The organism is Streptomyces sp. NPDC052687 (assembly GCF_040678395.1).
Classification (GTDB): Bacteria; Actinomycetota; Actinomycetes; order Streptomycetales; family Streptomycetaceae; genus Streptomyces.
Window position 1 is genome coordinate 227,073 of sequence record NZ_JBFATR010000002.1, and the last position, 13,622, is coordinate 240,694.

The window sequence follows — 13,622 nt, forward strand, 5'->3', positions numbered from 1 at the left end:
GGCGACGGCTTCATCTCCTTCCACAAACCGGTGTCGGCCGGTTCGGCGCGCGATAGGCTCGACCAGGCACTTTGCATGTGGTCCGTGAGGAAAGCCTGGGGAGGCCGGACGGTGACAGAGCGGTCAGGCACGTCGGCACCGAGGCCCGGCGTACCCAAGCCGGGCCCGCCGCGCCCCGCCCGGCAGTGGTTCCAGGAGCGTCCCTCGCCGTACCCGTGGGAGCAGGACGCGCTGGACCATGTGCGTGCCCTCATGCCGCAGGCCGAGCCGTTCCGCGCCTGGGCCACGTTCTCCTTCACCGCGATGTCCGGCCGCGTCAACGAGTGCGATCTGCTGGTCGCCGTTCCCGGCGGCCTCTTCCTCATCGAGATCAAGGGGCATCCGGGGCAGCTCCGCAACACCGGGTCGACCTGGAACTTCCAGGGATCCGACCGCATGCGGACCATCAACAACCCGCTGCACCTGACCGACCTGAAGTCGAAGGAGCTGAAGAGCCAGCTCCAGTGGGCGGCCCGCAAACTGGGCCTGTCCGAGCGGGTGGTCCCCCGCGTCGAGCCCGCCGTGTTCCTGTCGTCGCCCGACCTGGAAAGCCATCTGGACGAGGTCCAGCAGATCAAGGTCTACGGCCGCGACGACGGCGGCAGCGGCCTGAAGCGGATCTGGCAGGACTTCCTCGGTCTGCCCCCGGACCGTCCCGACCGGCGCATCACGCCGGAGTTCTCCCGGCACACCCTGCCGCAGCTGCTCAAGGCGATCGGAATCCGCCAGTCCACGGCCCACCTCCGCTTCGGCGACGCCTGGAAGATGGAGCCGCACCCGCTCGACGCCGGACCGTCCTGGGAGGACCGCCTGGCCACCCGGGACGACGGCCTCGTGCAGGAGGAGGGCCGGGTCCGCATCTATCTGGTGAGCCAGATGGCGACGGAGGCGGCCCGCAGAGCCACCGAACGCGCCGCGCGCCGCGAATACCAGGTGCTCCAGGGCATCACCCACCGCGGCATCGTCGACGCGCTCGACTACCGCGAGCACCAAGGCGGACCGGCGATCCTCTTCCGCCACCGCCACGGCGATCTCCGCCTCGACCAGTACCTGGACACCTACGGCGGCAGGCTCACCCCCGAGATCCGCCTGGACCTGGTCCGGCAGCTCGCCGAGGCGGTCCGTTACGCGCACAACCGCTCCCTCTACCACCGGGCGCTCGCGGCCCGCTCCGTGTACGTGTCGTTCCGGGCCGACGGCGCCAACCCCGAGCTGCGGATCACCGACTGGCAGACGGCGGCGCGGGACTTCGACAGCAACGCCACGTTCTTCCGCTCCATCGGCGGCTCCGCCCTCGACGCCGCCCTGATCGAGGACGCGGCCCGCGTCTATCTCGCCCCCGAGTCGGACCAGCCGTACGCGGACCCCGCCGACCTGGACATCTTCGGTCTCGGCGCACTCGCCTACCTGATTCTCACCGGCCGCCCGCCGGCCACCCAGCGCAGCGACCTGGCCGAACGACTCCGCAGCGACGGCGGGCTGCGCCTCTTCGCGGTGGCCGACGGCCTGCCCGACGCTCTCGACGACCTGGTCTTCCGGGCGACCCGCGCCGACGTCAACGAGCGCCTGGGCTCGACCGAGGCGTTCCTGGACCTGCTGGACGCGGCAGAACGCGCCAGCATCCTCCCGGACTCTCCGGCGGCGGCCTGCGTCGACCCGCTCGAAGCGGTGCCCGGGCAGGCGCTCGACGCCGAGTGGACGGTACGCCGGGTTCTCGGCACCGGCGCCACCGCCCGCGCCCTGCTCGTGGAGCGGGCCACCGAGGACGAGGACGGCCGTACCCAGATCGACGAGCACGTCTTCAAGGTCGCCCTCGACGAGGAGAAGGCGGGGCGGCTGCGCGCCGAGGAGCGGGCGCTCCGCAAGGTCGGCGGCGGCTCCGTCGTCCAGCTGCGCGGCGAAGGGCTGCGGGAGCTCGGTGGGCGGACCGTCCTGGAGCTGGAGTACGCCGGTGAGCAGTCGCTCGGCGAGCGGCTGCGCGGCAAGGGCCGACTCACCTATCACGAGCTGGAGCGCTTCGCCGACGACCTGTTCCACGCGCTGGACCAGCTCGCCGCGCAGGGCGTCCGCCACCGCGACATCAAACCGGACAACTTCGGCATCCAGCGCCGCAAGGACCGCACCTGGCAGCTCAAGCTGTTCGACTTCTCCCTGACGGACGCCTCCGACCGGGACGTGAAGGCCGGCACGCGCGGCTACCTCGACCCGTTCCTCGGCTCGATGCGCCGCGCCCACTACGACGACCACGCGGAACGGTACGCCGCTGCCGTCACCCTTCACGAGATGGCGAGCGGGGAGCGTCCGCTGTGGGGTGAGGGGCAGCTCGACCCGCTGACCAACGAGTCGGCCGAACTGCACGTCGCCACCGAGCTGTTCGAGCCCGCGCTGCGCGAGGGGCTCACCGCCTTCTTCCAGCGTGCGCTGCACCGCGACACCGAGCAGCGCTTCGACACGCTGCGGCAGATGTGGGACGCGTGGCGGGCGGTGTTCCGCGCGGCCGACGCGACCGCGCCCGCTACCACCCCCTCCACCGTGGGCAACCCCTCCGACGACCCGGAGGAGGCCCGCGACCGCGCCGCCGCGGCGGCCGACCTGACGACACCGCTGGACGCGGCCGGCCTGTCCCCGCGAGCCGTGTCGGTGGCGGGCGGACTGGGCGCGACGACGGTCGGGCAGCTGCTGGACATCCAGCCGTACGCCATCTCCAAGGCACGCGGCGCCGGCGCCCTCGTCCGCAAGGAACTCAACCGGCGCCGCAAGCAGTGGGTCACCGCGCTGCGCCCGGCGGCGCCGTACGCGCCCCGTCGGCAGGCGTCGGACGATCCCGCCCTGAAGCAGTCCGCCCCCGGCGCCGACGAGGCCCGCATCCTGTCGATAGACGACATGGCCGCGCTCCTCGCCCCCGAGCCGGGCCGCAAGGGCTCCCACCGTGCCGACGTCGTACGCCTCACCCTGGGCCTGCCCCCGGACGACGGCGGGCTCTCGCCGCTCGGCGCCTGGCCCGTGCAGGCACGCGTCGCCGACCACCTGGGCATCAAGCAGACCTCCGTCTCCCGGCACCACCGGGGCGAGATCAGGAAGTGGGCGGAGGCGGACTGGCTGGACCCGGTCCGCACCGAGCTGACCGAGATCATCCAGTCCGTGGGCCGGGTGATGACCGCCGATGAGGCCGCGGCCGAACTCCGGGCCCGTCACGGCGCGGGAGCGGACACGCCCGAGCGGACGCTCGCCAGGGCCCTGGCCGTCGTCCGGGCCGCCGCCGACGCGGAAACCACCGAACGTCCGGACGAGGACCCCGCCGGGCAGCACGAGCCCCGGTTCGCCGTGCACCGGCGCGGTGACACGGTTCTGCTCGCCGCCGAATCCCTGCCGGGCGCGGACGACCCCAGCCCGCGGGAGCTGGCGGACTACGCGGCGCTCCTCGGCCAGGCCGCCGAACGACTGGCACGGCAGGACCCGCTGCCCGGCCGCGGCGAGGTCCTGCGCGTCCTGCGCTCCGTGGCCGCACCCGACGGTCTCGCCCCGCTCGCCGACACCCGCCTGGTGTCCCTGGCCGCCGCGACGGCCCCCGGTGTCGCGGCCACGCCCCGGCTGGAGCTGTACCCGCGTGACCTGAGCCTGGAGCGGGCGCTGCGCATCTCCCAGGCGGGCGCGGGCGTCCGCCGCGACCGGGGGATCTCCGTCGCCGAGCTGGTGGCGCGGCTGCGCGCCCGTTTCCCGGGCCTGGACCTGGTGTCGGGCTCCCGGGAACCCACCCATGTGGAATTGCTGGACGCCCTGGAAGGGGCGCGTTTCGACCTCGTGTACGACGACGAGGCGGAGAAGTTCTTCCCCCGGGCGCCGGAGCCGACGGGCACCTGGGGCTCCACCGGCGCCCTCACCAGCTACCAGCCGCCCACCCCCGTCACCCGGGCCGACCGGGAGGACCCGCACGGCCCGCTGCGGGAGCGGCTTGCCGCCGTGGCGGAACGGGGCGGCTTCCTCGCCCTCACGGTGAAGGCGAACGCGTTCGCGGGAGCGGCGGAGACCGTGGCAGCCGCCTTCCCGATCGAGGCCGTCGACGTGTCGGACGTGTTCCTCACCGCCTTCCGCGCCCTGGCCGCGGAGAAGGGACAGGACTGGCAGAAGGTCCTGCGCGCCGACAGCCTCTCCACCCCGGGCAACATCAAGCCGGGGCTGGCGTCCTTCGTCCGGGTGGTCTGGCAGCGTGTGGAGGAGGCGGTACTGACCCGCGCCGACGCGCCGCGCACCGTGCTGTTCCTGCACGACGCCGGCCTGGTCGCCCGGTACTGGGACGAAGGCGGTCACGCCTTCCTGGTCCGGCTCCAGAACGCGGCCCGCCGCCCCGCCGACGCGCCGCACGGCCTGTGGCTGCTGTGCACGGTCGACACGCGTGCCCAGGAGCCGAAACTGGACGGCCGGACGGTGGAGGTGATCGGCGGCGACGGCGAACGGGAGCACCTGGACAAGGAGTTCCTTGACTCGCTGCGGGTGCCGGCCGGCACGGGCTGAGCGCGGCCGACCGGCACCGGGGCGACGGCTCAGGACTTGCGGGGCACGCCGCCCTTGCGGCCGATGTTGAACGCCAGCCGGTACACGTCGGGGAGGTCGAGGGCGCCGCTGGTGCGTACGGTGAGGACGCCGAGATTCACCAGTTCCTCTATCAGTGCGAGTGGGTCGTCGGCGTCACGGGGACCGCTGCTCTCGCCGTCGTTCTCCCGCATCCGACGCAGGACTCCGGCGAGGCCGCCTCGCTCCCAGCACTGACGGACGTGTGACGGCTCCATCGGCACCTGTCCGCCCTCGAGTTGCTCGATGGCGGTAGCGGCCCAGCCGATGTCCTCCGTCAGCTCCTCCACTCGGACCCGTGACGCCTCGTGCAGGCTCTCCCGGATCGCCTCATAGTGCAGCGGGTACGGGTGTCCGGCATACCGTTCCGTCGTCAGGGCCGCGGCCGAGCGCAGGGCGAGCAGCCAGGTCCTCGGGCTCACCCGTCCTTTGCCGTCCTGCAGGTGGTTCGGAACCCAGGTGAAGGTGTGGCCCTTGCGCCGGTCGGTGCCCATGTACGGCCCGGCCAGCGAGACGAAGACCTTTTCCTGGCACTTCTCGTCGGCGATCACGTCGACCGGCGCGATGTACCGCCCCTCGCCCTCCACCCGCCATTCGCCGTACTGCGCGCGGAACTTCTCCGCCTCGGCGCTCGGATCGTTGCCCAGCCGGTGGAAGAGAAGCCCGTAGAGGTTCTCCCGGCTCCATTCCAGATCGGCCGCGTTCGCCCCGAGCTTGGAAGCGTCCGGAAACCTCTTGGGCGCGCTGTCGTACATGTCCGGGCGTACGAAGATCTTGGCGCGCAGCGCCCCCGTGGTCAGCCGCAGCTCCAGTGCCACCTGGAACAGCGCCGACACCAGCCGATCGGCCGTCGCCCGGTCCGCGTGGAGATGGTCCAAGGCGTCGAAGAGCAGCACGCGCGTCTCCCCGCTGTCGCGGGCCTCGCGGTCGGCCTTGCGCAGGGCGTCCTCGTAGGCGTCCTCGTTACCCTCGGCCCACCGGATGCGGTCGGCCCAGTCGGGGATGCTTGCGATCTCCGGTACACCGAGCGCCATCATCACGACCGCGTACCAGAAGAACTCGTAGACCTCAGGACTGGTCACCTCGCGCAGCAGTCTGGCGATCCTGCGCTTGCTCGGGTATGGAGTGTCGCTGCCGCCCCCTGTGGTGAACCCGGTGGTCACCCTGACCCGCCGCAGCCGCGGCATCATGTACGACCGCGCCGCCACCTCCCGCAGCTCGGGGTCGGTCAGCGCCTTCGCCCAGTAGGTCTTGCCGGTGCCTCGCGCTCCCCTGACCACGGTCACGTCCGGATCGAGGGCGAGGCGGTGGCTGGACGGCGTGAACAGCCGTCGCAGGTCCGGGCTGTCCGTGTCCGCGTCGAGCGCGACACCGAGGGCCCTGGTGATCAGGGTGCGGTACTCGTCGGTGGTCGGTGCGGCGGTCATGAAGGCTCCGGGGCGGGGTGCAGTGGCGGCAGCAGGCGCTCCACCGTAGTAGTAAACGTCCGGTACGCGGCATCGACGAACGGCAGCTCGGGCCAGTCGCGGCTGCGCAGAGGATCCAGCCCCACCAGGTCGTTGCCGAAGAGGATGGGGATGGGGGCGTGCGGCGCGTCGTCGTCCTCCAGAGGAGGGTGGTACAGCTCGTCGCTCTCGTCGTCCGTGCCGTCCGCGTCCGTGTCGAGCTGGTCGTAGAGCGTCGAGGCGAACAGCGCCTGGGCGCGGTCGCGCAGGGCGGGCAGCCGCTTCGCGTCCCCGGCGGAGTGGAACATGGCCGCCACGATCCGCAGCCGCTCCCTCAGCTCCCGGGCCAGGGCCGGACGCCGCTGCCACTGCGTGAACAGCATCTTGTAGCCCTCCCAGGTGGAGGGGTTGTCCACCGCGAACAGCAGGGCGAGCCCGCTGAGATGGGTCAGGGTGACCGCCGCGATGTCGTGCATGCCGGCCCTGCTGTCCAGCAGGACGACGTCCGGTGGCCGCGACAGCTCCGTCACCTGGTCCTCGCAGGCGGCGATCGCCTCTTCCAGCCGCGCGGCGAACGGCCGGTCGCCGTCACCGGGGTTCAGCCCGGCGAGGTCGCTGTAGATGCGGTTCAGCTTGGCGAGGTAGTCGTACGGCTCACCTTCCAGCGGCGAGCCGCCCGCGGGCGCCAGCCACACCTCCCCGTTGCCCTTGAACGGCAGCGCGGAGCTGCGCGCCACCAGCTCCAGTCCGTCGGCGTTACCGACACCGCCCTCTATGAGGTGGTCGACGATGCCGTGGCGGGGGATGCCGGCGAGGTCCTCCAGCAGGTTGGACACACCCGGGGATTCCAGGTCGAGGTCCACCACGAGCACGCAGCGGCCCGTTCCGGCCAGGTACCGGGCGAGGACGGTGGTGGCGGTGGTGCGGCCCACTCCGCCCTTGAAGCCGTACAGCGCCACCCGCCGGTCCCGGCGCCGCAAGGCTCCGGGCGAAGGAGCGGAGGTGCTCCGGGCCCAGTCGGTGCCGATGACGGTCCGCTCCAGGGCGTGGACACTGCCGGGCCCGGCGCCGGGGGCCTGCCGGGGGCTGACCTCCACGCGGTCGTCGGCGTCGAAGTACAACTGGGGGGCGAAGAGTTTGTCGCCGAAGAGCAGGGGTTCGAGCCCGGTGAAGGGCCGGGTGGCGGTCTCGAACGAGTCACGGAGGGCCACGACGTTCGCGTCGTCGTGCGCGAGGGGGCGTCCTCGGTCATCGATGAGCAGGCAGGCCCTGCCGAGCACGTCCCGGGTGACGACGACGTCCATGCTGAACTGTGCGGCGGCCTGCCGGGCATGGTCGAGGGCAGCCTGCCAGGCGGTGTCGAACCGCGCGCGGGAACGGCTCATGCGCGGGTCCTCGTTCCCAGGATGCCGGCCTGCTCATGGGCGGCGATGAGGGCGTACGCGGCCTTCAGATGACGGTCGAGAGCGGCGTCGGTGATCGTGGTGCCGTCGCAGTACCGGTCACCGACGTCCCAGCCGGCGAACGGGTTCTTCCAGATGAGCTGGGTGAACAGTGCGCCCGATCCGCCTCCCCGGCGGCGGTGGGCGACGGCGGTGAGGTGTTCCCACAGCTCGGGGAGGTGTCCGTGTTCCTGTGGTTTCCACTCCCGAACGCCTGGGGCGCCCTTCTTCTTTCCCCAGGTGGCGACTTCGTCGTTCACCAGTCGGTTCCGCGTGTTGAGCTGGGAACCCAGGAAGTCGGCCAGGATGGCCTTGATGCCGCATTCCGCCGCCAGCCCGGCCAGGTGGTCGGCGGATATCCGTAAGTCCTTCTCCGCGGCCAGGGTGGCCGCGCGGTAGTGGTTCCTGCTCGCCACCGCGAACGCGGGCGGCTGTGTTGCGGAGGGTGTCGAGGCCGTCACGACGATCACTTTAACGAGCCGATCAAGAGGGCCGCGGGGGCTTTTCCCACATCGCGACCACCCTGGGCCGCTGTACGGGGGCGCGGGTGCGGCAGGATGGGAGGTCCGGTCCGCGGATGACGCGGTGGGGCGCTGACGCGGTGCAGGAAGAAGGAAGCGAAGAGTGACGGTGACGACTACGGGCACGGACAAGGCGGCCCTGCTCAAGGACCTGAAGAAGCTGGTCGTCGACCTGGAGGACGACCTGCGGGCCCGCAGCGAGTCCGAGGAGGAGTTCCGCACCCGGCTGGACCGCGAGTGGCGCGAGGCCAAGGAGGCCCGGCGTACCGCCCTGTCCTACCCCGCCTGGCGTGACGAGCGTGTCACGCAGGCCGCGGTGGCGTGGGTGCTGGGCTGTGTCTTCGTCCGCTTCTGCGAGGACAACGGCCTGATCGACGAGCCGTACCTCGCCGGCCCCGGCGAACGCCTCGCCGAGGCGGAGGCCCGGCACGAGGCGCACTTCCGCACGTACCCGCACCACAACAACCGCGACTGGATCATCGAGGCGTTCCGCCACCTGGCGAGCACCAACGAGACGGCCGCCGGCCTCTTCGACGAGCGGCACAACCCGCTGTGGGGACTGACCCCCGGCTACGAGACGGCGACGGAACTGCTGATGTTCTGGCGCCGCTGGGGTGCGGACGGCGAGATCCGCTACGACTTCACCGACCCCGAGTGGGACACCCGCTTTCTCGGCGACCTCTACCAGGATCTGAGCGAGCACGCCCGCAAGACGTACGCGCTGCTTCAGACCCCTGAGTTCGTCGAGGAGTTCATCCTCGATCTGACCCTGGAACCGGCGGTCGCCGACGACGGGCAGGGCTTCGGCCTCAACCCCGTGTGGACCGGCCCCGACGGCCGGGAACGCCGCGGCCTGCGCACCATCGACCCGGCGTGCGGCTCCGGCCACTTCCTGCTCGGCATCTTCCACCGCCTGCTGGACAAGTGGCGCCAGGCGGAACCCGGCACGGACGACTGGACGCTGGTGCGCCGGGTGCTGGAGTCCGTCCACGGCTGCGACAAGAATCCCTTCGCCGCGAGCATCGCCCGTTTTCGCCTCCTGGTCGCCGCGATGCGCGCGGCGGGCACGCGGAGGCTCGCGGACGCGCCGCGGTTCCCCATCAACGTGGCCGTGGGTGACTCACTGCTGCACGGCCGGGACGCGGCGGGCATCCAGACCGACCTGGACACGCTGTTCGCGGAGACGGTCGTGGGGCGCGAGGAGGGGGAGACGTACGCGTACGCCACGGAGGACGTGTGGGAGTACGCGAAGAGGGCCGACCTCCTGGGGCGGGGCTCGTATCACGTGGTGGTGGGGAATCCGCCGTACATCACGGTGAAGGACAAGCAGGAGAACGAGAACTACCGGGCGGCGTACGACGCGTGCGCGGGCACGTACGCGCTGTCGGTGCCGTTCGCACAGCGCATGTTCGAGCTTGCGGTGAAGGGGCCCGGCGGGCGACTGGGTGGCGGTGGGTTCGTGGGGCAGATCACCGCGAACTCGTTCATGAAGCGGGAGTTCGGCAAGAAGCTGATCGAGGTCGTCTTCCGGAACCGGGTCGAGTTGTCGCACGTCATCGACACCTCGGGGGCTTTCATTCCGGGGCACGGTACGCCGACGGTGATTCTGGTCGGGCGGAACCGGGTTCCGAGTCCGGAGCGGACGGTGCGGGCGGTGCTGGGTGTGCGGGGGGAGCCTGCGCAGCCAGAGGACGCGTCGCAGGGGGCCGTGTGGCGGGCGATCGTCGAGCAGGTGAGCAAGCCGGGGAGCGAGTCGGAGTGGGTTTCGGTGGAGGATGCGGCGGCGGCCGTGTTCTCTGGGCATCCGTGGTCGCTGAGTGGCGGTGGGGCAGGCGCAGTCCAGCAGTTCATTGAAACGCATGCAGTACGCACGCTTGGGTCTGCCGCGTCCGCAATCGGATTCGGTGCGGTGACTAGGGCCGATGACGTCTACTTGCTGGGCAAGGGGGCCTTGCGACGCGCGCACATTTCCAGGAAGCTGCGACGCCCTATGGTGGACGGGGAGTCGTCCAGAGACTGGCGGATCGTAGACCCGACCGAGGTGCTGTGGCCCTACGACGAGAAGCACCCGGAACGGTCGGTGGCCGATCCAGCGGTGCTGCGCCTCACGTGGCCCAATCGTGTCCTCCTTCGCGACCGAGTTGCTTACGGGAAGACACAGCTTGAGCGGGGACTCCAGTGGTTTGAGTACTCCATGTTCTTCAGCCACCGCTACGGTGGGATGACGCTTGCCTTCGCTTGCGTAGCGACGCACAACCATTTCGTTCTTGGGCGAGGCGGCCAGGTCTTCAACAGGCACGCGCCAATTGTTCAGCTACCCAAGGGGGCGGGCGAGGACGAGCACCTGGAATTGCTCGGGGTGCTCAACTCTTCGGCGGCTTGTTTCTGGCTGAAGCAGGTCAGCCACGACAAAGGCAGCCAGGGTGTCAACGAAGGCTTCAAGTCCCAGGAATGGGAACGCTTCTACGAGTTCACCGGCACCAAGCTGCAAGAGTTCCCTCTGCCTGCCAAGCTCCCGCTCCACCTCGGCCGCGTTATCGACGTCCAGGCGCGGAAACTTGCCGAGTTGGAGCCGTCGGCCGTGGCCGCGACTGTCGTGCCCACGCGAGAGGTGTTGGATGACGCGGAAGCCGCGCACGCCAAGGTCCGCCGCCGCATGATCGCCCTCCAAGAGGAGCTGGACTGGCAGGTCTACGGTCTCTACGGGTTGCTCACCGACCGCGAGGTCGCCCGGACCGTGACCCCGTCACCCGACCCCGAGACCATCCCCGAGGTCAAGCTCGGCGAGCGCGCCTTCGAAATCGTTCTCGCGCGGAAGGTCGAGGCCGGGGAGGTGGAGACCGCCTGGTTCACGCGCCACGGCTCGACCCCCGTCACCGAGATCCCCGCCCACTGGCCGGACTGGTACCGCGAGATCGTTCAGGCCCGTATCGACCTGATCACCAGCCGCAAGGACATTGCCCTCATCGAGCGCCCTGAGTGCAAGCGGCGCTGGGCGACCGAGCCGTGGGAGAAGAAGGAACGCGCCGCGCTCCGCACCTGGCTGCTGGACCGCTGCGAGGACGAGGACCTGTGGTTCGAGGTGCGTGAGGGGATGCGCCACCCCCGGACGCTGACCATCAACAACCTCGCCGACCGGCTCGGTTCCGACCCCGACTTCACCTCCGTGGCCGCGCTCTACGCCGCCGACTACCTCAAGAAGCCGGACCTCCCCCTCGCACAGATCCTCACCGAAATCATCGCCGACGAGCACGTGCCCTACCTCGCCGCGATGCGCTACAAGGACTCCGGCCTGCGCATCCGCCGCGAGTGGGAGAAGGTCTGGGAGAAGCAGCGCGAGGAGGACCGTACCGGCACACGGCTCGATATCGACCCGCCGACCAAGTACAAGTCCTCCGACTTCCTCAAGCAGTCCTACTGGACCCACCGCGGCAAGCTCGACGTCCCCAAGGAACGGTTCATCTCCTACCCGGAGGCGGGCCCGGACAGCGATTCCACGCTGCTGCTCGGCTGGGCCGGCTGGGACCACAAGGACCAGGCGCTGGCCCTCACGCATCTGATCGACAGGCGTGTCAGGAATGACGCTTGGGGCGCCGACCGGCTCGTTCCCTTGCTCGCCGGACTGCATGAGGTCATGCCGTGGGTGCACCAGTGGCACAGCGCGTACGACGACGAGTGGGAGAGCTCGCCGGCCGAGGACCTGGAAGCGGAGTACCGGAAACTGCTGCGCACACACGGTGTGAGCGAGGCGCAGATGAAGGACTGGCGTCCGGTACGGAAGACACGCGGACGGAAGGCCGTACCGCGTCGGGAGACGACTGGACAGCCGGGTCTGGACGATGCGTAGAGCGAGGCGAGGGGGAGAGCCGGAGTGCTCTCCCCGGCGACTCAGCGGGCGGTGCCGGAGGCGTGTTCGGTGAACGCCGACCAGGCAGTGGGGGACACGCGCAGGGGCTGAATGCGGGTGTCCTTAGAGTCGCGTACGTGTACAGCCCCGGGCGCTATGGCGACCTCGACGCAGTTGTCCCCATCGCTGCCGCTGTAACTGCTCTTGAACCAGCTCAGCCCAGTGGTGCTCATAGCGCTCCTCGCATCTCTTTCAGCAAGCTCACGGAGGCCCCGCAGTCGAGGGCCTGCGAACGCAGCCTGCCATAGCGCTGGAGGAGAACACTTACGTCTTTCGGAGCTGTTATCAGACTGCTGGACCGCTGCCCCTCTGTGTAGCCGACCCACTGGTGGTTCGGAGTCTCGGCCAAGTACATCTGCCCGTCCACACCAGTGTGGTCTTCCTGGCACAACGGCATGATCTGGATCTCGACGTTACGGCGAGCGCCGGTTGCGAGGAGGTGGTCGACGACCGCCTCAGTCACCTCGCGTCCTCCCACTCGCCTTACCAGTAGAGCCTGTTCGATGACGAATGCGAAGGCTGTGTTCGGCCTTTCCGTCAACAATCGCTGTCGCTCCAGCCGAGCAGTCACCTGGGCCTCGATCTCTTCCTGGGTCAGCGGCGGCAACCGCCGCTCAAAGATGGCCCGAATGTACGGCTCAGGCTGCAACAGCCCAGGAATCGCACGGCACTCGTACGCATACAACGACACCGCCTCCTCCTCGATCCCCGCCCACTGCCGGAACCAGGACGCCAGCCCCGCCCTCCGCGTGAGACTCCGCGCCGCAGCGCCCAGCACCTTGGCCGCAGCAGCCCCGAGCGCCGGTTCCGCGCGCGACGGCAGGTCGCTCGGCGGGAACCTCTTCCCCTGCTCGATCTTGGCGACGTAGGCCGCGGAGTACTGCACCCGCTGGGCGAACTCCTCCTGGGTGAGCCGGGCCTCCTCCCGCAGTGCCTTCAGCACCGCGCCGAAGGTCTTGAGGCTGTCGGACAGGTCGTGCTCCCCGTTCGAGCCGCCGCCCCCGCCCGCCCCGGCACCCCCGCACCCGCTGCCGACCCCGCCGCCGTTGTCCGTAGCCATGCAGCCGCCTCCCTGTGCACCGTCGCACACCGAACTCACCCCATGGTTACGGAACGTGTCCCACCCAGTCCAGCGAGTGAACCAGTACAGGTGCATCTGTATCGGCGTCGGTCCTGGTGGCGGGGGCGTGGCGGCGGGACCTTGGTCCGCATGCCGACGCCGCAGACCCAAGCCACCGTCACCGTACGTACGTTCGCCCAGCGTTTCCCCGCGACCCGCCGCGGGGCGCGGCTCGCCCGCAGACTCGCCGCGCACCAACTGGACGTGTGGGGCGTACCGCACGGCACGTCGGCGTCGGACGCCGTCGTGCTGATCGTCGCGGAGCTGAGCGCCAACGCCGTGCTGCACGGGCGCGTACCGGGGCGTGACTTCGCGCTGCGGCTCGTCCACGGACCGGCCGCCGCGCTCGTACGCGTCGAGGTGTCCGACACGCATCCCGCCCTGCCCGTGTGCCTGGCCCCGGCCGCCGACGCCGACGGGGGCCGGGGCCTGCTCCTGGTCGGCGCCCTGGCCTCCCGCTGGGGTGTGACGGAGCGCACCGGGCCGGGGAAGACGGTGTGGGCGGAGGTGGACCTCACGGCAGGGACCCCCGCCGGACACACCGCGTGAGCGCATCCGGCCACCCGTCCCCAGTCGGTC

At 70.5% G+C, this 13,622-nt stretch carries 8 protein-coding genes; 3 read left to right on the plus strand and 5 right to left on the minus strand.

Annotated features, from left to right (window positions below):
• Positions 1-111 precede the first annotated feature (111 nt).
• A complete protein-coding gene (pglW, locus tag AB0K92_RS03940) occupies positions 112-4,551 on the plus strand; it encodes a BREX system serine/threonine kinase PglW (protein ID WP_365919117.1) in 4,440 nt (1,479 codons plus the stop codon).
• Between the two features lie 29 nt (positions 4,552-4,580).
• Here pglW and AB0K92_RS03945 read toward each other — a convergent pair whose 3' ends face one another.
• The 3 genes from AB0K92_RS03945 to AB0K92_RS03955 are packed head-to-tail and all read right to left on the minus strand — an operon-like array spanning position 4,581 to position 7,956.
• Entirely contained in the window at positions 4,581-6,035 is a 1,455-nt protein-coding gene (locus tag AB0K92_RS03945; RefSeq protein WP_365919119.1) for a hypothetical protein, read from the minus strand.
• Positions 6,032-7,438, minus strand: coding sequence for an AAA family ATPase (locus tag AB0K92_RS03950; RefSeq protein ID WP_365919121.1), 1,407 nt, complete (start codon positions 7,436-7,438; stop codon positions 6,032-6,034). Before AB0K92_RS03950 ends, AB0K92_RS03945 begins: the two co-directional genes overlap by 4 nt.
• Positions 7,435-7,956 carry a hypothetical protein gene (locus tag AB0K92_RS03955; RefSeq protein WP_365919123.1) on the minus strand — a complete coding sequence of 174 codons (522 nt, stop codon included), beginning with the start codon at positions 7,954-7,956 and terminating at the stop codon, positions 7,435-7,437. Before AB0K92_RS03955 ends, AB0K92_RS03950 begins: the two co-directional genes overlap by 4 nt.
• Positions 7,957-8,119: 163 nt before the next feature.
• On the opposite strand from AB0K92_RS03955, the gene pglX reads away from it, so the two are divergent.
• Positions 8,120-11,863, plus strand: a complete 3,744-nt coding sequence (gene pglX / locus AB0K92_RS03960; protein ID WP_365919125.1) for a BREX-2 system adenine-specific DNA-methyltransferase PglX — start codon at positions 8,120-8,122, stop codon at positions 11,861-11,863.
• Positions 11,864-11,904: 41 nt separating this feature from the next.
• On the opposite strand, the gene AB0K92_RS03965 is transcribed toward pglX, so the two are convergent.
• Both AB0K92_RS03965 and AB0K92_RS03970 read right to left on the minus strand, forming a co-directional pair.
• Complete coding sequence (locus AB0K92_RS03965) at positions 11,905-12,096, minus strand: DUF397 domain-containing protein (RefSeq protein ID WP_365919127.1); 192 nt, start codon at positions 12,094-12,096, stop codon at positions 11,905-11,907.
• Entirely contained in the window at positions 12,093-12,983 is an 891-nt protein-coding gene (locus AB0K92_RS03970; RefSeq protein WP_365919129.1) for a helix-turn-helix transcriptional regulator, read from the minus strand. The genes AB0K92_RS03965 and AB0K92_RS03970 overlap by 4 nt, the downstream gene beginning before the upstream one ends.
• A gap of 150 nt (positions 12,984-13,133) precedes the next feature.
• Between AB0K92_RS03970 and AB0K92_RS03975 the strand changes: the two genes are divergently transcribed.
• Positions 13,134-13,592 carry an ATP-binding protein gene (locus tag AB0K92_RS03975; protein WP_365919131.1) on the plus strand — a complete coding sequence of 153 codons (459 nt, stop codon included), beginning with the start codon at positions 13,134-13,136 and terminating at the stop codon, positions 13,590-13,592.
• The last annotated feature ends 30 nt before the right edge of the window (positions 13,593-13,622 follow it).